Raw genomic sequence first — 18,654 nt, forward strand, 5'->3', positions numbered from 1 at the left:
AACCTGAACACGCGTTTAATGACCAGAACGGTGGTGATGGCGAGATCAGAATAGCGCTGAGGTCTTCCCCGTGATGAAGGCGTTGCCGACTCATACCAGGCCTGAATAGCTTCATCATCCAGCCAGAAAGTTATGGAGCCACGGTTGATGAGGGCTTTATTGTAGGTGGGCCAGTTGGTGATTTTGAACTTTTGCTTTGCCACGGAACGGTCTGCGTTGTCGGGAAGATGCGTGATCTGATCCTTCAACTCAGCAAAAGTTCGATTTATTCAACAGAGCCCAGATTCTGCTACAGTTAACGGGTATCAACGCTAAAAGGATATTTTTTATGAAAGCCAGAAACACTTTATTTGCAGTATTAATGTTATCCCTGCCAGCGATTTCAGCAGAACATTCAGAAATGAAAATGACTGATATGTCTACCTCAGCTTCGTCACAGGAATATATGGCTGGCATGAAAGACATGCATGACAAAATGATGACTGCTGTAAATGAATCCGATCCCGACAAGGCTTTTGCGAAAGGCATGGTAGCACACCATGAAGGGGCAATAGCAATGGCTGAGACTGAGCTAAAATACGGAAAAGATCCCGAAATGAGAAAGCTCGCGCAGGACATCATTAAAGCTCAAAAAGGTGAAATTGAGCAGATGAATAAATGGCTTAATACTCAAAAGTAAAATTTGCAGAAATGTCACGATAAGCGTGATTTTACATCATTCCTGGACACAGGAGTCTGTTAATCGTTAAATAATTCAAACCCGATTAATTTCGGGTTTTGTATTTTTACGCGCCAAATCGGTAACTGCCAGGAAATAATGACATTCTCTGTAAGTAAGGTAAAAGCATTACTATTGAATAACATTCACCTGTTCTGTCCTTTATAATAGCGAATCAAATCCTCCAGAGATATATCGATAGCTACCTGTTTTAACAACTCCTTTCTCTCATTATATATTTTCTCAAGCATTTCTTCATATCCCTGTCCGAGGTGAATTTGCTTATGGCAATTGCAACACAGCGATATTATATTTTCTTCGACGTCAAGCGAAGTGTTAAAGTCATCCTGCCTGGACATAGGTACAATGTGATGAGGTTCAGTATAATTCAGGGGAGAGTTACGCCTTCTGAAGGTTGGGTGTTCGCCATCGACTTCACATCTGTAACCTGCTTTGTTCAGTGCATTTTTTGAAACCCCTTTACTTCTTGGGTACGAGACGCCATTTTTTACTTCTGTTGCATGTTTCTTTGGTTTAGCTTCCCCTGTATATTCAAATGTCTGCGCGACATCAAATGTATTATTCGCCTCCATGGCGTTGATCAACTCATCGTCTGAGTAATACTCATTGGTGGTTATTTCTTCCGACCCAAAAAAATCCAGTTCTTTAATTGCCTGAACAAGTTCATCACGAATAGTCCATAAGTATCTTTTTGGTTTTTCACCGGTTTCTTTACTCTTCATGACTGTAATGAATTTTGTGCCGGGTGCTATATTGCCGATCCCTTTAACTTCAAATCTGCCAAGCTCTTTTTGAACTCTACCACCGAGCCCGTTAATAACGCCATTAGCACTCATACTGTGCTGTTCGTACTTTTTGCCTATATCGAAACATGTGCAGGAATGATTTGGTTCAACATACCATTTTTTTAACGCCTCAATACTTTTAGAGTCAAAAACCTTTTCATTCATTAACAGAGCTTTCCATTCTTCCACACTGATATCAATGTCGCAGACGTACTCCCCGTCAATTACCTGGCAAATCTTATTGATCACGATCATCCCCCTGTAATAAAAAAATCATCACAATACACAGTTCGTTACCCGGTATGAGTGCGGCCGGGTAACATCTGCAGTATGCCATATTCACAGCTCAGGTAAATCAGAAAAACTATTTTTACAGTACCACAAATGAAATTGTTTCATAAATGACAGAATCTCAGCATCCATAACCAACCATTCCATGTTTTCAGCCTGCCCCAGATATAGTGGACAGATAATTCTGCTCATTATCCGCGACGATGAAACAGTCTCCGGTCAACAAAACCGTACAATACTTTCAATGATCTGCACTTTTAACTGCACAAGCGACATACCATTCAGAACTTAAAAAGTTAACAATGTTTTCATACTGGCGTGTATGCCACATTATTATCATTTTGCGAATAAAAATAACTGGCATAATTGTATTTAATGATAATGTTACATATTGTTAGCCAGGATCCGGAAAGCGAGAACCGGAACCGCACCTGTCCAGCCGGTATTCCCGTCGATGACCCTCGCTTTTTACTGATTTGTGCCCGACTGAGAAGTCGGTAACTCAGTTTCGGAATCGGCGCAGATGAGTTTCGGGAACAAAATAAATGTTGCCGCGCGCCCGTGAGCATGCCACGTACAGCCTGTTACGGGACGACGGTGGAAGGGTTGCCAGTTCCTGACGGGTCAGAAGCTTCCAGTGGGAGGATCCCATCACAATGCAGACATCCTGAAAGTGATCGAGCCCTTTACTGGCGCCCCAGTTCATGGAATAGCAGCCGTAACGGTGATGTTCACGATAGAAGAGCTTAATCACCGTATTATCGGCGTGCAGGGTGGCTGAGCGCTCTGTATCTGCGATCGTTTCAATCAGGGAGGCATGTATCCCATGGGCAGCGATACGGATGTTCAGTTGCCCGGTGATAAACTCGCACACTGAAGCTGAGCAACGCCATGTCCGGTTGAGCGTGTCCCGGTCAACCGCGAAACCTGCTGCGTCGAAGCGGGCCTCATATCGCGTGATGTCGTCGTGCAGCGTTGAATTAACGTTGCCGTCATGGCTTGTATCAAAGGTATGCTGATAAAAATCGCCGCAACAGAGCACAGTGATTTCCGCGCGGCAGAGCTCCAGCAGAAAATTAAAGTCATGTCCGGCAAAGTCCTGGACTTCATCGACAAGCAGTTCATCATAGTAACGGGCAAGCCGGATACGGATATCCGGCAGCAACCCCCGGGCTGTCAGTAAATGTGCGAGCCTCCGGTGATACAGCCGTCCGGCGGGATCCTGATAATGCCGGGCATTCGTGCGCGGTATTCTGGGTGGGGGCTGGTCGAAGCTCAGGCCACGCGATGCCAGCTGCTCCTGCAGGAAAGGCCGGAAGCAAAAACCGTGCAGAAACTCAAACCAGGTCATCACCCTGATCCCTTCCGGGATAAAGCCAAAACGTCTGATAATCTGTGCCCGCAGATGCGCTTCATTATTCACGGTGAAGGTCAGGAGCAGCGTCCTCCTGTCCTCACTCAACCGTCGTATCAGCAGCGTGGTCTTGCCCGAGCCGGCAACCGCAAATATCACTCTCTTATCCATGCCAGTGCCTCCTGAATATAATCAGGTACGGTCAGCTCTCCGGCGTGCAGCTGTAACAGCCGGAATGCTGCTTCTGCCTTATTGGCCAGCATGTATTCCTGCACCGTGAGTGTCCGGCGGGGTCCGAGGAAAAGCGTATCACACAGATCAGCGTTATCCTGATACAGGCTGATTTCAAATGTGGATCGGGTGTTATCGCGATCAGCAAATACCCGGGAGCGGGAACAAATCACGTCAGCATAGCGTTCATCGCAGTTTTGCTGATAGTTGCCGTCATTATCACGAAGGGCCGCGACGCGATTTTCCAGAAGACGGGCCAGTTCAAGATAACGACGGAAACTCGTTCCGCCGATAGCGATGATGTGAACTCCGTCTTCCTCCGGTGCCCTGCCATACAGGCGGCGATAAAAGGCCTCGATCAGAATAAACTCAGCATCCCCCTCCACGAGCAGCACACGTCTGGCCAGCGCAAATTCCAGTACGTTATTATCCGGTGCTTTCATGAAGAAGGCGGCAGTCTCAGCGGAAAGTTCATTCATCAGTACCGGCCGGGCAGACCCGAGGAGGATTGCCTTACGCAGATCGAGGCGGGAGGAGATATGGCTGCTGTGTGTGGCAATAAACACCTGCGTCTGCCGTTCAGTGGCAAGCTGATTAACCAGCCTCTTCATACTGACATGGCTGAGATGATTTTCCGGCTCCTCAAGCAACAGTACGTGGAGCTCTCCCTGCTGCTGATGCCGCTGCAGCGCAAACTCCGTTTTGATGAAGCACTGCCTTCCTTTTCCACGGTGACGAATGGAAATACCGTCCTCGGTAATGTCCAGATTCGCCTCAAGCCCTGATTTAGCACCGGAACGCACGCCAAACTGATACGTTTCCAGCGTGTCGTTTATGGCTGACAGATGCCGGGTGCAGAAGTGCATTTTCTGTTGCCGGTAACTGTTTTCAAGCCGGTACCGATCGGCCACCGGCACATTGACGCTGTAAACTGTGCGCGTATATTCCTGTGCGGCGTGCTCGTTATCGATGCGTGCACTGTCTAAGAGCAGATGGCGCAGATAGCGTCTGAAGCTGGCGAAATGACCACCGGAGAAGGTGCTGAACCGCACGGAATAGTATTCATAGGGAAAATTATCGGGATCCTGCTGTAGTACATTGTGAATATCCTGGCCGTATTCCTCCGTCATTGGTGCAATACGCATTCTGAGACCATCCGCATTGATACCCGCCAGATTTTGCCTGCCGTTCAGGTCAGGATCTCCCCCATTACTCAGGAAAACGTCAGCTGTCAGCACGGGTAACTGATCGGCGCGGCGCTCACCTTCCTGAAACTGCCTTACTGCTGACTGGGACAGGAGCGATTCCACACCCAATGCCTCGACCCGGTGCCGGCTGTCACTCAGCACAAGGTCAAGGGCCAGCAGAATCGTGCTTTTCCCGGACTCATTGTCCCCGACCAGAATGTTACGGTCATGAGTGAAGCGCAGGTCCAGTTCCGGAAACTTTTTAAAGTTTTGCAGCATAAGCCGCGTGATCAGAGGCATCTTTTATTCCTTTATATACCGCTGACTGAAAGAGTGTCCGGCTGCGCCAGACCGCCTGTTTTGTTTTACAGCGTTATCTTACCCAGTCTTCCAGCACAAGACCCGGTACCCGCTCAAATTCCCGCGTATTATTCGTCACCAGCACGGCACCGGCGGCGATGGCGTGCCCGGCAATGGCCGTGTCGTTCGGGCCGATCGGCGTCCCGGCCATTCGCAGCGCCACCTTAATCTCCGTGGTGGCGTCCACCGCAGCGCGATCCCAGGGCAGGATGGCATCGAGGCGGGCGCAGAACGCGTCGACCAGCTCGACGTGGCGCGGGGAGGCCTTCGGGCCGGTGGCCCCGAAGCGCATTTCAGAATAAGTGATGGCCGAGACAACGATGCGCTGGCCGCGCAGCACCGCCTGCTCCAGGCGCTTCAGGACGGCTTCCGGCTGCTCGCGCATGATGAACGAGCAGATACAGGTGTCGAGCATATAGGTCTTGTTCACAGGTTAAATCGTCCTTCGTCGCTGACAACGTCCTCGCGCTCCGCCATAAAGTCCGGGTCTGCCTTCTCGAACTGCGCGAACGAGCCCCAGGTCGGCCGGACGGGACGCAAAATAATGCTGTCCCCTTCCCGGACGATCTCCAGCTCGCTCACTCCCTCAAAATCCAGATCGCGGGGCAGACGAATGGCGCGGTTATTGCCGTTTTTAAAAATGGATACAGTTCTCATCATTTCCTCCTGGCCGACCGGCCTGTATGACTATGTTCAGTATATGCAGATGCAAAGCATATGTATAGTCATAGCATATGCAGATGGTAAGTATATGCGTATGCCACACCTATGCAGATGCCCGGCATATGGATATGTTGAACCTATGTTGTATTCTCTCTTTTCCCGGTCAGATCCGAAAAAAGCTAATTCGGAAGCCCGGTATTGGAGGTGATTAACGTATTCATGTATTAGGCTCCTGAGCGGGCAAAGGTGCATAATGTGGTCCTCTTTGAATATGAGAACATGGCAATGAAAGATAACCAGAACGAAGTCGCTCGCGATATGTGGGTTGAAGCGTTGAGTTCATTGTTTAAAGGTGATTCCAAGGAAGAATTGTACCGGATTTCAGATGATGAGATTGATGCCCTGGAGGGGTTGTGTCCGGACAGATGGCCAACGGCAGGACAGACAGAAATTAACTGGGATCTGTCTGTTCCGGGGCGCAAACATACGATTGACCTTCCGGGTACATGGGTATTGCAGCCTGCTGACTGTGAACAAATTGATCTCAGTTCTCTGGTGCTGGGGAAAGCCTCTTTTGCTGATTTTGAACCTCTTATTAATTCCTTCTTTCGACTGACAGATTCCAGTCTCTGGACGAGGCTTGAACCCCGGAAGCTGGGGATGGCCATACTTCATATCGCAAAAGGATGGCCTATCTCGCCTGTCTTGTTAAGTTTGCACGAAGATGGCGGATTTCATTTCGGCGGTGGGTCCCATCGTTATCAAGTACTGAAGCGGTCTGGATCCCCTCATTTTTACTTTCTGGCTGAGCCAGATGATGTTCCGGCCATTAATAAGCAACTTACGGTTCAGTGGATGCGCGACTATCAACTATCCTGAGAAACAGGAGTCTCAATAATGGGTGCAATTTACAAAGGGTTGCAGTTCAAAACTGCGTTGGAAGCACGCTGGGCCGCATTTTTCGACCTTGCTGGCTGGGAATGGCATGTGAATCCTGTATGTGTTGGTGACTGGTCTCCCGATTTCTGGGTCAGTTTTCCGTGTAGTCACTCGGAATGTGGTTCACACACGTTACTTATTTCCGTTTTACCTATTGATAATATTGAAGATTATAATAATCACCCAAGCTTAAAGCATGCTTTCACTATCCAGGAAGATCCTCAAAGGATTCATGAAGGCGTAGAGGCAGGCGCCGCTTTTGGTAGTAGCCCAGAAGTAACGACCTGGGTATCAGCCCACGGCTCTGGCGGCGGAACGCACAATGTCCCATTCTTCGTACCTGGTGCCGGTGAACTGTGGCTAAGGGCTGAAAAACGTGTGCTTCGCCAATCGGTTTAGTGAGACTTAATCTTCAGAGTGTAATATATCGGCGCGTGTGAAAAATGGATTTACGACAGCAATGCATGCCAGAATATGCAGCAAGAAGGTAGGACTGCCTCACCTCTTGCTGAAGATGGTATCTGAACCCGGAAGTCGTTCAGCCTTGACGGTTTTGTGAGGAGTCCCCTTCCACAAAGGAGGGGGCTCCTCAGAGGGTACGGATAAAATCGGGACCAATAATGCCAATGATCCGGGTACGGCTGGTCAGGCGGATGATTTTTTGCTGTCCGAGCCCCCGCAATAATTTTCTGATCTCTTTACTGCGCCGCACGTTCAGGTCGTGCATCAGCTGTGCCCGTCCGGTGAAACTCAGCAAACCGTCGTGCGTGGCCAGTGCCTCGAAACGCAGGTGATGGCCTTCTGCCAGAAACGCAGCATGCCTTGCAGGACTGAGCCAGCTGAGAGCCTCCAGCATGTCTTTCCATGCCCGACGCAACAGCTGCAGGGACGCCTGAAGACCATATACCGGGCGGTTGTAATCCGGCGCACCGGTAACCGGATCTTCCTCCTGGAATTTCCAGACTGCTTCATGGTGCGCCAGGCGGTTAGGCAAGTCACGGATACGGGTAAATTTCTTTTCCAGCACGTGACGGGGGTACCCGGGAACACCGACGGAAGCAACTGGGGCCACAGGAGCGAGCGGTTCCGCGGTTCATCGTAGTTTTTCGTCAGAAAATTGGTCCAGAAACCAAAGTCCAGTCCGGAGATCACCCGCTCTGCCGTCGGCGCCTTGCCCGCAGCACGGATACGTTTTGACACCTTACGGATACAGTCTTCCTCCCAGGCTGTCCGGTCATAAACCGGTTTCCCGTGATGCATGAGCTTCTGGCCACGGGCATCGGTTTTGTAGCGCTTGTTCTGGCGTATCCAGGTCTTTTCACCGATATAGCGGGGTAAATCAAAAATCCAGTTGGTATCGGTTCGCCAGTGTCCGGCAGCGCCGGGCAACCGGGCATGGCGAATACTGTAATCGATGGCGTTACGCAGCGTCACCTCAAGGCAGTGCATCAGCGGCTGCATGGTGGCGGAAACGGCTTTTTTCCAGTTATACCAGCCCAGTTCTTCACCAGGTTTCAGCTTCAACTAGGGTTCTACGCGTGTGCTATACAGGGGTTTTTCGAGCCCTGGACCATGTCACTTCCCTGTGAACCGGACCGACTCTGTCTGCGGTTTCAGATGCCTGTCGCTGCTCGGTTTCACATGCGGGATTGAACCTTAACATTGCTTACCGGAGTAACTAACTGATTTTCGGATAATATATCCATTCACAGAAAGATTATTATTGCCTGCCATACAGGATTAATCTTCCCTCCCCCTGAATATTAACAGGTTTAAAATACTTGACGTTTTTTTACAAAAGATCTATACCAAAATGAATGTCCACACACTGTAAAAGGAGTTTTTATGAAAACTTTATCGTTTGATGAAATGAAGAGGGTTTCAGGCGCTGGTCACTTCGGTGATGTGCGGGATGCCAATATGGGAAAAAGTAATAAAAATACCGGAAGTAATAACAAAGGTAACACCGGGTATTACAATAATCTGGGGCAAGATGTTACAAACTGCAATAATGGTATTATTGGCGGCATGATTGCCGGTGCTCCTGGCGGCGTTTTGGGTCTGGGGACGGGTCTGGTTGGTGGTGCGCTTGCAGGAGGCTGTTTTTCTCACGGAAATGGAAATGGCGGTGGTAGCGGTAAATCCTCCGGAAGTAATTGTGGTTCAGGAGTGGGCGGCACCTGTAAATAATCGTAGCTGAAATAAAAGGCACAGGGTGGTAAGTATAGAGCTCTGTGCCAGTTATAATTTTTCCGGTCGCTGTTATAACGATAGAAAACTATAGCACCCCGGAATGGTCATTGAAATCGCAAGAATAAAACAAAGCCATTCATTAATGAGTGAAGTATAAAAGGAAGTAATATTCCGTAACTCAGCACTCTCGCATATGTCAGGATCACCGAGATAAAAAACAGGATAAACAAGCTTAATATATCATAATACCAGTGAAGGGATAAAAATATCAGTGAGGTTAAAACTACGGAAGTCATTGTGCTACACATCAATGTATTTTTAAAAAATCCATAAACAACACCTCTGAATATTATTTCCTCATACAAAGGTGCTAATATTACTACAGCAATGATATTTATAACTAGAATGATATTGATATCCAAGGGAGGGGACTGTATATATGACGACTGATAACGAAACATCATAAATTGAACTGATAAAATCAAAGACATAAACACAATAAATAAATCAATACGCCGTTCGCCAAGACCGTAACCCTTTGTGTGTTTATAAAATTGAAAATAAACTGGAGTGATTGTTATCAATATCGCTGAAGACATTAAGGGGATAACCATATCAATACCAACAATACCTGTGTTAATCAGGTATGTCTGAAATATCCACGGATAAGCAAAGGCAATAAAAATAAATCCTAAACACACAAACAGTTCTTTATATTTTAAATTGAAAAGTCGTGGCATTATAAATTTTCCTGTAAAGTGATGATGCGATCAGCTGAGTTAATAGTGGATTTTCTGTGCGCGATCACAATGCGTGTGATATTCAGCGATTTTATCGCATCGTTGATGTATTGTTCATTTGTATTATCCAGAGAACTGGTTGCTTCATCCATGAAGAGAATGGATGGTTTTTTATAAATTGCCCTTGCGATAAAAATACGCTGTTTTTGTCCACCTGATAAACCTTCACCCAGCTCTCCGATTAATGTATCATAACCCATCGGCATTCTTTCTATATCATCGTGTATCTGTGCAAATCTGGCACACTCAATCAGCCAGTTATCATCAATTTGAGTAGAAAAGGAACAGATATTATCCCTTAATGTTCCGGAGAAAAGCCTGTCATCCTGTAAAACGCAGGCGATTAATTTTTGATAGTTGTTAATACCCAATTCTTTTATGTCAATACCATCTACAAGTATATTTCCTTCACTTGCCGGGAATAATCCGCACAGTACCTTCAATAGCGTCGTTTTCCCTGTCCCGGAAGCACCTGTAATTGCTACATGCTCACCAGGTTGTATCTCTATATTTAGATGTCTTAGAGTATATGATGCATAACTATCATATTTATAACTGATATTCTTTGCCGACAGTGAGACAGGGCACATGTCATTTTTTACCGGAATATCATCTTTAAATGGGGAAACTTCAGTAAGTGCTATATCCGAAACCCTTTCGTTATGAAGGCTCATGATCTGAAGTCTGAGTAAAAAATCTATAAATGATGCAATTCGATCAGAAAACTGACCTCGATAGGAACTAAAAGCAACAAACATGCCAATTGTCATATTTCCCGATATCACTAAACTGGCTCCAAGCCAGAGGATGAGTATCTGCTCCATCGTCGCAATCAGTGTATTAATGCCTCCAAAGAACAGGTTTAATCTGGATACTTTTATTCCGGTATTAATCGAGTCAACTTCAAGATTAAACCAGTTTTCCTCTCTCCGTTTATTCAGCCCCTGTACCTTTACAGTGGCAATACCATAAAGTGTCTCCATAAAGAAGGAATTAGCTCTTGCATCCTTTATTAAGGACTCTTCAGATAACTGACGATATCTGTTGTAGGTTAGTACCCGGATAAATACATATAGACAGGTAAAAAGGATAACAAACCAGGTAAGCCACCCGCCATAGAGTACCAACATAATCAATAATCCGATGATCATAATGGAGTCAATTATTGCACCGACAATACTGGTTGTAAACGTCTCCTGAAGGGTGTTCAGGGAACCAAATCGGCTCTGTATATCACCAAATTTTCGGCGTTCAAAATACTCTAGAGGCAATTTTAGTAAATGCTGCAGTAATCCCTTTTGCCATTGGGCATTAATAAATGATGACATAATCAGTACTGTCCATGAGCGAATAAGACCAGTAATGGTTCTGAGTGCCACAAAGAAAACAAGGCCGAAACAAATTAATGTTAATAGACCGGAGTCATTTGCCGGTATGGCATGATCCATGACCAGTTGGGTTGCAACAGGCATCACTAAGTTTATACTTTCAATAATGATAGACAGGAAAAATATTTTCGTCAGTGCACTGTATAAACCATGGGTATTTTCAAGCATGGCTCTAAGGCTGATTTTATTTTTACGTTTTCTTTTAAAAAATTGTTGTCAGGCCATATTTCCAGAATAATACCTGTGAATTTTTTTGAGAGTTCACTCTTAGCAACCTTCACAATCCCGACTGATGGGTCATGAATTGTGAATTTTCCATTCTTAATTTTTGTTAATACAACAAAATGATTAAAATCCCAGTGTAATATGCAAGGAAGCTTCACTGAATGTAACTCATCCAGCTCTACGGACACAGCTCTCGTAGACATATGCATCTTAACAGCAATATCATTTAAACTTGCTAAATCAGTTCCTCTGCTCGAAAGATTGAATTTTTGTCTTAGCGTAAAGATATCAATATTCTTTCCATAATAACCACATATCATTGCCAGGCATGCCAATCCACATTCCGAAGACTCCGTTTGATGGATCATAGGAAAACGTGATTTCAAACCTAAATCAAGTTTGTTTTTTAATACACTGACAACTTCACTTTTCATGAATATTACCCTGAGCACTTTTTACTACATCATAGAGTGGTGATATCATCCATTGGTATATCTTTCGATTTTCCAGGAATAATGTTAATTCTGCTCTCATCCCATTCTCCAGATGTATTTCTTCCTTGTTATAATATATCCTATCATTTTCAGGTGTGACCATGACCCGGTAATAAGCATGGCCAGAGAATAACTTTATATTATCTAATAAGTGATAGCTTAACATTTCTTGTTGCGAAGAAGGAGACTTAGATATTGAATGAATGATGCCATTAAATTGTCCAAACTTTTCATATGCAAAAGCGTCATAACGGATTCTGACGTGGTCACCTTTTTTTATATACGGAACGGCCATATCAGGTATCCATAAAATTAAGTATAGTTTTCTATCTCTCTCCGGTATTATCTGCGACAGAGTATCACCTGCATTAACAATCTGACCCTGAGATACATTCAATGTATCGATTATGCCATCTGACGGTGATCTTATTATAATGCTACTATTTAGCCCTGATTTTATTAATTCTTTTTTAAGTTCATTGCGCTGCAATTTCATCTGATATATTCTGCTGTCATATTCTGAAGTCTGTATCTGAACTTCTCTCTCAAGATTTTTTATTTGCAATGCATTTTGTATATTCTGGTTTTTAATGGACAAGACTGAATTTTCTTGCTGATAGTAGAGCGACATTTGGTTTGTTAGCTGATCGTTGTTAATTAATCCATTTTTCCGGTACTGTTCATAATTTCTCATGTTGTTTTCCATTTTTTGTAGTCCCTGCTCTGCAGTTCGTACAATCGAAGACGAGATATCGTATGCTTCCTTATATTTATTTCTCTGATCTTTAATTGACTGCAGTGTTTCGTCTCTCCCCTTTTCCAGGTTTCGGATGATCTCATCAATTCCATGTAACTGAGAAGTTATTTCGTTAAATTCGTTATCACTGACAACGCCGGATCGGGTTGTTTTACTTGTATCCAGCTCATAAAGACGGTCCCCTTTTCTAATTTTCTGCCCTTCCTTCACATATGATCTGACTACATACCCTTGTTGACTGGTTGATATAACAATTGGACGGGGCCAGGTGGTCACTTCCGCGGACACATTAATACGCCTGGTATAACTGCCAGAAATGATGAAAACGATAAAAAAAGTTATAAAGACGAAGCAGCTTAAAACGATACACCATAAGGGGATACCTGGCAGCAATATTGCTTTTGCTTTCCATACAGAATTACGGTGTTGTAACGCTTCCTGCCTGAACATTCCTTACTATCCTCCGGAGTTCCATTACTGGTGATGAACATTTATAATTGTTGATATATACTATAATAAATGATCGGAGATGACGTATGAAAAAAAATCCAGAAACCGCAATTCATGAAGCAGATGCCAGAGAGAAACAAGCTTTCCGGTATCATCGCTGGATATTAAAGGGAGTATGGTGTTTTGCCGTTCTGTTTTTTATCTGGTTACTATTTCTGTCCCATCGCTAATGAACTGAGGTACTCTCTCTGGTCTGGTGTTCTCTGCTTGATCAGTTCCTGTGACCAACCTGTTATGATGTAACAGGAAGTGTTTCGCGGGACCAGCCATCCCGCATGAAATATTCTGAGAATAACTCATGCGTCATTTTTATGTGGGAAGTATACCGTCATTGAGCTATTTCAGCGCTTCGCTGGTTTTTTTTGCCAGCGCTTAACTTTTTTAATTTAAGCAAAAATATACTGACAATATTGCGCCAAGTGCATTAATGCTTAAAAAGCAAATATATTTAGTATTTATCTCTAATTACGCATTAAACCTCTCCCGGGCTCGTGACATCCTGAAACCCCAAAAATCGGAACCACCCAAATTGACGCATGGCATTGACTCAGTACCTCCTGAATTGACATCCCGTTATACTCTGTAAAAACAGGAGGCTGGCATGAAACTGAAAATACAGGACCTGAGACTGTTTAATCTCGTCTTTGAAAGCGATCCGGGCTGGATACTCGATTTCTCCAACCGTACGCTGTCGGCTTTTTTTGATGAAGAGCTGAACATTGATATTGATGATGAATGTTATAAGGAAGAAGGAACCTCAAAAGCTAAACGGGTAAGATGTTTGCTGAAACAGGTGGATCGTGAGACAGCCCTGCGGGTTCTTGATACCCTGTGGCGGTATAAAATGGAGACCATGCCTGAGCAGGCCGAACAAAGCCGAAATGACTGGCTTGCACTGATTTCACGGCTGAAAAATACGGACGCTGATACAGCCAAAGGCGACAGGCCTGTGCAGGCATGGCACGGTGTCGACTGGCCTTCACTGATAGCCGAAATGAACGAGATGAAATCCCTGTCGCCACATCCGCGGGGTTTCCGTTTTGAAGCATGGCTTGCAGAACTTTTCAGTATCTTTAAGCTTGCCCCCCGCTCGTCATTCCGTAACACGGGCGAGCAGATTGACGGCAGCTTCCGGCTGAATGATGACTTTTACCTGTTGGAAGCTAAGTGGCATCAGAACAGAACGCCAGCGGCAGATTTGCACGTATTCGAAGGAAAACTCAGCACCAAGGCGAAGTGGGCCCGGGGCGTGTTCATCAGTTGGATGGGGTTTACTGATGAAGGTCTGACAGCCTTCGTGAAAGGAAAACGGGTGATCTGTGTCAGTGGTTATGATCTTTACCATTCACTCAGTCACGGTATCGCTCTGCCCGACCTTCTGGACGCAAAACTCCGACACGCAGCGGAAACAGGGGAGCCTTATGCCCAGTTTGACAGGCTTTACACTCTTAAGGGCATAATAACCGGCACGCCGAAATAACCTGCAGGGTAATTCAAGAAATTACCCTGCGAAGAGCGGCTTACTTCACCCAGTCTTCCAGCACCAGACCCGGCACCCGCTCAAACTCTCTCACATTGTTCGTCACCAGGACGGCGCCGGCCGCGATGGCGTGGCCGGCAATGGCCGTGTCGTTCGGGCCGATCGGCGTCCCGGCGAGGCGCAGCGCCACCCGGATGTCCGTCGTGGCGTCCACCGCAGCCCGGTCCCACGGCAGGATGGCATCGAGGCGCGCGCAGAACGCGTCGACCAGCTGAATATGGCGCGGCGAGCCCTTCGGGCCGGTGGCGCCGAAGCGCATCTCGGCATACGTCACGGCCGAGACCACGATGCGATCACCGCGCAGCACCACCTGCTCCAGGCGCTTCAGCACCGCTGCCGGCTGCTCGCGCATGATGAACGAGCAGATGTTAGTGTCGAGCATCCAGGTTTTCTTCATGGCTCAAAGCGTCCTTCGTCGCTGACCACATCCTCACGCTCCGCCATAAAGTCCGGATCGGCCCTGTCCAGCTGCGCGAACGAGCCCCAGGTCGGCCGGACGGGACGCAGAATGATGCTGTCCCCTTCCCGGACGATCTCCAGCTCGCTGACGCCGTCAAAATCCAGGTCCCGGGGCAGCCGAATGGCGCGGTTATTGCCGTTTTTAAATATCGAAACTGTGCGCATGGATGTTCCTCCAACTGATCATGCATGATGTGTGAGTGCATATGTGCAGTATATGCCTCCCGGATTGGTTTGTATAGGTGTCACATATGCAGATGATTGGCATATGCATATGTCTGCACTATGCAGATGCGCGGCATATGGATATGCTGTGCATATCCTGTTTTCTCATTTCTCCACCGCAGATCCGAAAAATACCAGTTCCGGATCTGCTTTCCGCCCTCCGGCGCGCAGCGGCCCGGAAACACAAGATATAGCGGTGTTACAAGCTGGTATAGACCATATATGTTGTGTCCCTCCCCTGCCCCGTGACCGGCCGCTCACCACCCTAAAAGGGCGCTGTGGTTATTCTCTCACCGTGGTACACTTCCGGAAACTTCGTAAAGCGCGAAAAGTCGGATCCGGACGGAACGGCCGTCCTGTAATTTAACGGCGTGGCTGTATGGCTGCTTGTTATCTCTAAGGTGATTATTGTGTATGTGAATTTCACGGTGTGAAATGAATGGCGACATAACAGTATGTTTCTGTCTGGCGTGTGTCAGCTGCATCATTAAGCTATACTGATATACATATCATTAGTATGTATTCCGGAGTGCATCATGAAGCAGCGCATCACCGTCACCATAGACAGCGACAGTTATCAGTTACTGAAATCCGCGGACGTCAATATCTCCGGCCTGGTGAACAGGGCCATGCAGAATGAGGCCCGTCGTCTGCGTGCCGAACGCTGGCAGGCCGAAAATCAGGAAGGGATGGCCGAGGTTGCCCGCTTTATTGAGATGAACGGTTCATTCGCCGACGAAAACAGGGACTGGTGAGATGCAGTTTAAGGTTTATGCCTATAAAAGAGAGAGCCGCTATCGTCTGTTCGTGGATGTGCAGAGTGACATCATCGATACCCCCGGGCGACGGATGGTGGTCCCGCTGGCCAGCGCCCGGCTGCTGTCGGATAAGGTCTCCCGTGAACTCTATCCGGTGGTGCACATCGGGGACGACAGCTACCGCCTGATGACCACGGACATGGCCAGCGTCACGGCCTCCGTCACCGGGGAGGAAGTGGCCGATCTCAGCCACCGGGAAAATGACATCAAAAATGCGATAAACCTGATGTTCTGGGGAATTTGACAGCCTCCCCGCCCTGAAAGACAGGGAGGATGTCAAAACGAAGCTTTTAGGCGAGGTATGGGTAAACCAACATTTAGATCATTTAACGATGTGGTCCGGGAGCTTGAGGATGTATATGGCCACCAGGAGCTGTGGCTTTACTCTGGCCTTAATGAGGACTGCCCCGTCGAGACAGCCCGGCGGCGTCAGGAATGGCGATCTCCCAAAATTCTCAAACGAAACGGCAGAATGGTGGCAGAACAATCAGGCCAGCCTGAGTTCTGGGTGCTCACCGGAGACTACCATCTGTCGCAGTCTGAACACAGCGGTCCGCCGTGGAAAGCCTGCCTCATCGATAAGGTCTTTAAACTGTATTGTTCACTGTTCTGATGATGGCTTCACAAGGCTTACAGGCGGAATTTTCAGTTAAGGAAGGATTATGTGTGATTTATGCAGGGCGGATGAGAATTACTTCCATACGGCAGAATGCGTGTATGACCAGCTGGTCAGTGAATACCCCGTGATGTGGCTGCGGGACTCGACCCGGATCGGGGCCTGCTACACCCTTCGTGAACTGCTGTCGCCGGAAGGGATGGTGCTGGCCATACAGAACTCTCTCCCGATGAAGGGGTGGCGGCTTCGCATGCTTTACAACGAAGCCATTGACGAAGAAATTAACCCACTGCACGGGGACTGTATTGAACTGCCCTCCAGAGCGGATGCCCTGCAGGCTTTCGTGGGGTCAGGGGACACTCCCCTATCCGATAACTGCTGACAGCACCGGGGTATAACCCTCCAGGGAAAAAACATGACCGACTTCGTGACCCGGACTGTTATGGACAAAACAATGTGGCTCGTGACATTGCCGAAGATCATTACAAATAACAGTACCCGCCAGGAGGAAAATCTGGTCGTCATTCTGAGCAGGGAGCAATCGTGGGGGGCAACTTCTGACCATTTTCCCGACGGATTGTACCGGGTCTCCTGCATAATGACACTGTACCTGGCCGATACCGAACAGACGAAGACTCAGACTTTCACTGCAATCTACTGGCCTCAACAGAAGGCCCTGCATCTGTTTACAGATGAGTTCAGACTGGAACGCCGCCTGCAGGGACACGGCCTGGGTAGCTGGATCACGCAGCAGTTTGTGCTCTGGGCCAGAGGCCTTCCGCCAGAAACCAGGGTTTTGCCGATTGAAATTTCCCAGGTTGATGAAAAAAACGAAGAAAACAAGATCCGGAGGGACAGACTGTGGCACGCAATGGGTTTCCGGTTCCCGGCCGGGGAAACCAGCTCAATGCCGCTGCGGGCAGACGAACTACAGTTGCCGCGGGGCAGGTATTCAACGCTCCGGGTGGAGCCCCTGGTATCCGCGGTACGCCGGCTGGAAGACTGTTATCGCGGGCTGCAGGAAAAAATCGTGCAGCTCGAAGGCAAAAAACGGTCGCAAAAACAGTTAATTACTTCACTTAAGAATCGTCCATTTTATCATCTGTTGCACAGGAAAGGGGGCCAGCTCCCGGACGAGAAATGTGACGCCCTGCCACTGCGGGCAGAAAAACTGTCTCTGCCGCAGAGCGGGGATTCAGACCTGGAGGTGGCGCAACGGGCAACCGGGGTCATCCGGCTGGCTACCCTGTGTGCTCAGTCGCAGAAAAGAATCCTGGAGCTGGAAAGGGAGCTTGCCTCGCAAAGTGAGGAGCTCGTTGACCTGCAGGCACATCCCTTTTTTAACCTGCGGGATAAATACCGCGGCCAGATCCTGTTCTGGGGATGGGGGATGGGTTTTCTGTGCTTTATCTACTGGATGTTGGTGTCATGAATGTTCCCGTTCCATAGCCACCCACTGAAGAGGAGTGAAACCTGTGCCCGAAAATATCGTGTCTACCGTCATTGACGGGGTAGTTTTGTTTGCGACTTCGTCTGTTTTCTGGCTGGCCGTCGCTGGCTGGTTAGTCATCCTGACTCCGGTAATATTACGAATAAAATTCTCGGCAAAGAAAAAAGTTAAAAGAAATTATGAATAACCTGGTTCCAGTTGGATCTCCGGCATCTCCCGGAACATTGCTCCCGGTGGCCATCGATTACCCTGCCGCCCTCGCCCTGCGCCAGATGGCGCTCGTGCAGGATGAACTGCCGAAATACCTGCTGGCGCCGGAAGTCAGCGCCCTGCTCCATTACGTGCCGGATCTTCACCGCAAGATGCTGCTGGCGACGCTGTGGAACACCGGCGCGCGCATTAATGAAGCGCTCGCGCTGACCCGGGGGGATTTTTCGCTGGCGCCGCCGTATCCGTTCGTGCAGCTGGCCACGCTCAAGCAGCGTACCGAGAAAGCGACCAGGACGGCAGGTCGTGCCCCCGCAGGCAGTCAGATCCATCGTCTGGTTCCCCTTTCCGATCACCACTATGTCAGCCAGCTGCAGATGATGGTGGCCACCCTGAAAATTCCGCTGGAAAGACGAAACAAGC

At 47.8% G+C, this 18,654-nt stretch carries 22 protein-coding genes and 2 pseudogenes; 12 read left to right on the forward strand and 12 right to left on the reverse strand.

All coding sequences use genetic code 11. The features are described from left to right. A partial coding sequence (locus HMPREF1024_RS29565; RefSeq protein WP_172403211.1) for a transposase occupies positions 1–248 on the reverse strand: 248 nt, incomplete at its 3' end. Positions 249–328: 80 nt separating this feature from the next. Here HMPREF1024_RS29565 and HMPREF1024_RS01270 point away from each other — a divergent pair. Beyond that, complete coding sequence (locus HMPREF1024_RS01270) at positions 329–679, forward strand: DUF305 domain-containing protein (RefSeq protein ID WP_009309905.1); 351 nt, start codon at positions 329–331, stop codon at positions 677–679. A 185-nt stretch (positions 680–864) separates the two neighbouring features. Here the strand turns inward: HMPREF1024_RS01270 and HMPREF1024_RS01265 are convergent, their stop codons facing one another. The 5 genes from HMPREF1024_RS01265 to vapB (HMPREF1024_RS01245) form a co-directional block, all read right to left on the reverse strand. Further along, positions 865–1,773 carry an HNH endonuclease gene (locus HMPREF1024_RS01265; RefSeq protein WP_032451458.1) on the reverse strand — a complete coding sequence of 303 codons (909 nt, stop codon included), beginning with the start codon at positions 1,771–1,773 and terminating at the stop codon, positions 865–867. Positions 1,774–2,317: 544 nt separating this feature from the next. Further along, on the reverse strand, positions 2,318–3,340 hold the full coding sequence (locus tag HMPREF1024_RS01260) for a helicase UvrD (RefSeq protein ID WP_000361404.1): 1,023 nt from the start codon (positions 3,338–3,340) through the stop codon (positions 2,318–2,320). After that, on the reverse strand, positions 3,325–4,887 hold the full coding sequence (locus tag HMPREF1024_RS01255; protein ID WP_009309907.1) for an ATP-dependent endonuclease: 1,563 nt from the start codon (positions 4,885–4,887) through the stop codon (positions 3,325–3,327). Before HMPREF1024_RS01255 ends, HMPREF1024_RS01260 begins: the two co-directional genes overlap by 16 nt. Positions 4,888–4,960: 73 nt before the next feature. Next, positions 4,961–5,377: a type II toxin-antitoxin system VapC family toxin gene (locus HMPREF1024_RS01250; protein WP_001044770.1), complete on the reverse strand. Its 417-nt coding sequence runs from the start codon at positions 5,375–5,377 to the stop codon at positions 4,961–4,963. Beyond that, positions 5,374–5,604 (reverse strand): type II toxin-antitoxin system VapB family antitoxin, encoded by a 231-nt coding sequence (vapB, locus tag HMPREF1024_RS01245; protein ID WP_001261282.1) that lies wholly within the window; start codon positions 5,602–5,604, stop codon positions 5,374–5,376. Before vapB (HMPREF1024_RS01245) ends, HMPREF1024_RS01250 begins: the two co-directional genes overlap by 4 nt. Here vapB (HMPREF1024_RS01245) and HMPREF1024_RS0127775 point away from each other — a divergent pair. From HMPREF1024_RS0127775 to HMPREF1024_RS29570, 3 genes and pseudogenes are all read left to right on the forward strand, one after another. Next, positions 5,561–5,797, forward strand: a pseudogene (locus HMPREF1024_RS0127775) (hypothetical protein); the annotation flags it as partial. The gene vapB (HMPREF1024_RS01245) and the pseudogene HMPREF1024_RS0127775 sit on opposite strands and share 44 nt — an antisense overlap. 68 nt (positions 5,798–5,865) lie before the next feature. After that, positions 5,866–6,489, forward strand: a complete 624-nt coding sequence (locus tag HMPREF1024_RS01240) for a hypothetical protein (protein WP_223345396.1) — start codon at positions 5,866–5,868, stop codon at positions 6,487–6,489. Positions 6,490–6,507: 18 nt separating this feature from the next. Beyond that, complete coding sequence (locus HMPREF1024_RS29570) at positions 6,508–6,948, forward strand: hypothetical protein (RefSeq protein WP_047057603.1); 441 nt, start codon at positions 6,508–6,510, stop codon at positions 6,946–6,948. 190 nt (positions 6,949–7,138) lie between these two features. On the opposite strand, the gene HMPREF1024_RS31885 is transcribed toward HMPREF1024_RS29570, so the two are convergent. Further along, complete coding sequence (locus HMPREF1024_RS31885; protein ID WP_009309910.1) at positions 7,139–7,576, reverse strand: hypothetical protein; 438 nt, start codon at positions 7,574–7,576, stop codon at positions 7,139–7,141. An 818-nt stretch (positions 7,577–8,394) separates the two neighbouring features. Here HMPREF1024_RS31885 and HMPREF1024_RS29575 point away from each other — a divergent pair. Next, positions 8,395–8,739: a hypothetical protein gene (locus tag HMPREF1024_RS29575; RefSeq protein ID WP_009309911.1), complete on the forward strand. Its 345-nt coding sequence runs from the start codon at positions 8,395–8,397 to the stop codon at positions 8,737–8,739. A 107-nt stretch (positions 8,740–8,846) separates the two neighbouring features. Here the strand turns inward: HMPREF1024_RS29575 and HMPREF1024_RS01235 are convergent, their stop codons facing one another. The 3 genes and pseudogenes from HMPREF1024_RS01235 to HMPREF1024_RS01230 all read right to left on the reverse strand — a co-directional run bounded on the left by HMPREF1024_RS01235 (position 8,847) and on the right by HMPREF1024_RS01230 (position 12,856). After that, positions 8,847–9,482, reverse strand: a complete 636-nt coding sequence (locus HMPREF1024_RS01235) for a CPBP family intramembrane glutamic endopeptidase (RefSeq protein ID WP_009309912.1) — start codon at positions 9,480–9,482, stop codon at positions 8,847–8,849. Then, positions 9,482–11,589 (reverse strand): annotated as a pseudogene (locus HMPREF1024_RS0127790) (peptidase domain-containing ABC transporter). The gene HMPREF1024_RS01235 and the pseudogene HMPREF1024_RS0127790 overlap by 1 nt, the downstream one beginning before the upstream one ends. Further along, positions 11,579–12,856 carry an HlyD family secretion protein gene (locus HMPREF1024_RS01230; protein WP_009309915.1) on the reverse strand — a complete coding sequence of 426 codons (1,278 nt, stop codon included), beginning with the start codon at positions 12,854–12,856 and terminating at the stop codon, positions 11,579–11,581. Before HMPREF1024_RS01230 ends, HMPREF1024_RS0127790 begins: the two are co-directional and overlap by 11 nt. 661 nt (positions 12,857–13,517) lie before the next feature. On the opposite strand from HMPREF1024_RS01230, the gene HMPREF1024_RS01225 reads away from it, so the two are divergent. Next, positions 13,518–14,396, forward strand: coding sequence for a restriction endonuclease (locus HMPREF1024_RS01225; protein ID WP_009309916.1), 879 nt, complete (start codon positions 13,518–13,520; stop codon positions 14,394–14,396). Between the two features lie 40 nt (positions 14,397–14,436). On the opposite strand, the gene HMPREF1024_RS01220 is transcribed toward HMPREF1024_RS01225, so the two are convergent. Together HMPREF1024_RS01220 and vapB (HMPREF1024_RS01215) are read right to left on the reverse strand one after the other, a co-directional pair. Next, positions 14,437–14,853, reverse strand: coding sequence for a type II toxin-antitoxin system VapC family toxin (locus HMPREF1024_RS01220; protein WP_009309917.1), 417 nt, complete (start codon positions 14,851–14,853; stop codon positions 14,437–14,439). Beyond that, positions 14,850–15,080 carry a type II toxin-antitoxin system VapB family antitoxin gene (gene vapB, locus HMPREF1024_RS01215; RefSeq protein WP_001261276.1) on the reverse strand — a complete coding sequence of 77 codons (231 nt, stop codon included), beginning with the start codon at positions 15,078–15,080 and terminating at the stop codon, positions 14,850–14,852. Before vapB (HMPREF1024_RS01215) ends, HMPREF1024_RS01220 begins: the two co-directional genes overlap by 4 nt. Before the next feature lie 596 nt (positions 15,081–15,676). Here vapB (HMPREF1024_RS01215) and ccdA point away from each other — a divergent pair. From ccdA to HMPREF1024_RS01185, 6 genes are all read left to right on the forward strand, one after another. Beyond that, the gene (gene ccdA, locus HMPREF1024_RS01210; RefSeq protein WP_006788213.1) at positions 15,677–15,895 is read left to right on the forward strand and encodes a type II toxin-antitoxin system antitoxin CcdA; all 219 of its coding nucleotides are present in this window, start codon (positions 15,677–15,679) and stop codon (positions 15,893–15,895) included. 1 nt (position 15,896) lies between these two features. After that, positions 15,897–16,202 carry a type II toxin-antitoxin system toxin CcdB gene (gene ccdB / locus HMPREF1024_RS01205; RefSeq protein ID WP_009309918.1) on the forward strand — a complete coding sequence of 102 codons (306 nt, stop codon included), beginning with the start codon at positions 15,897–15,899 and terminating at the stop codon, positions 16,200–16,202. A gap of 228 nt (positions 16,203–16,430) precedes the next feature. Continuing rightward, positions 16,431–16,571, forward strand: a complete 141-nt coding sequence (locus HMPREF1024_RS31495; RefSeq protein ID WP_162898808.1) for a hypothetical protein — start codon at positions 16,431–16,433, stop codon at positions 16,569–16,571. A 49-nt stretch (positions 16,572–16,620) separates the two neighbouring features. Next, positions 16,621–16,956, forward strand: a complete 336-nt coding sequence (locus HMPREF1024_RS01195; RefSeq protein ID WP_009309920.1) for a hypothetical protein — start codon at positions 16,621–16,623, stop codon at positions 16,954–16,956. A 33-nt stretch (positions 16,957–16,989) separates the two neighbouring features. Beyond that, positions 16,990–18,006, forward strand: coding sequence for a hypothetical protein (locus HMPREF1024_RS01190; protein ID WP_009309921.1), 1,017 nt, complete (start codon positions 16,990–16,992; stop codon positions 18,004–18,006). 197 nt (positions 18,007–18,203) lie between these two features. After that, positions 18,204–18,654, forward strand: a 451-nt coding sequence (locus tag HMPREF1024_RS01185) for a tyrosine-type recombinase/integrase (RefSeq protein WP_009309922.1), incomplete at its 3' end; no start/stop codon positions are given.

Source organism: Klebsiella sp. 4_1_44FAA (assembly GCF_000238715.1).
Lineage (GTDB): Bacteria > Pseudomonadota > Gammaproteobacteria > Enterobacterales > Enterobacteriaceae > Klebsiella > Klebsiella pneumoniae.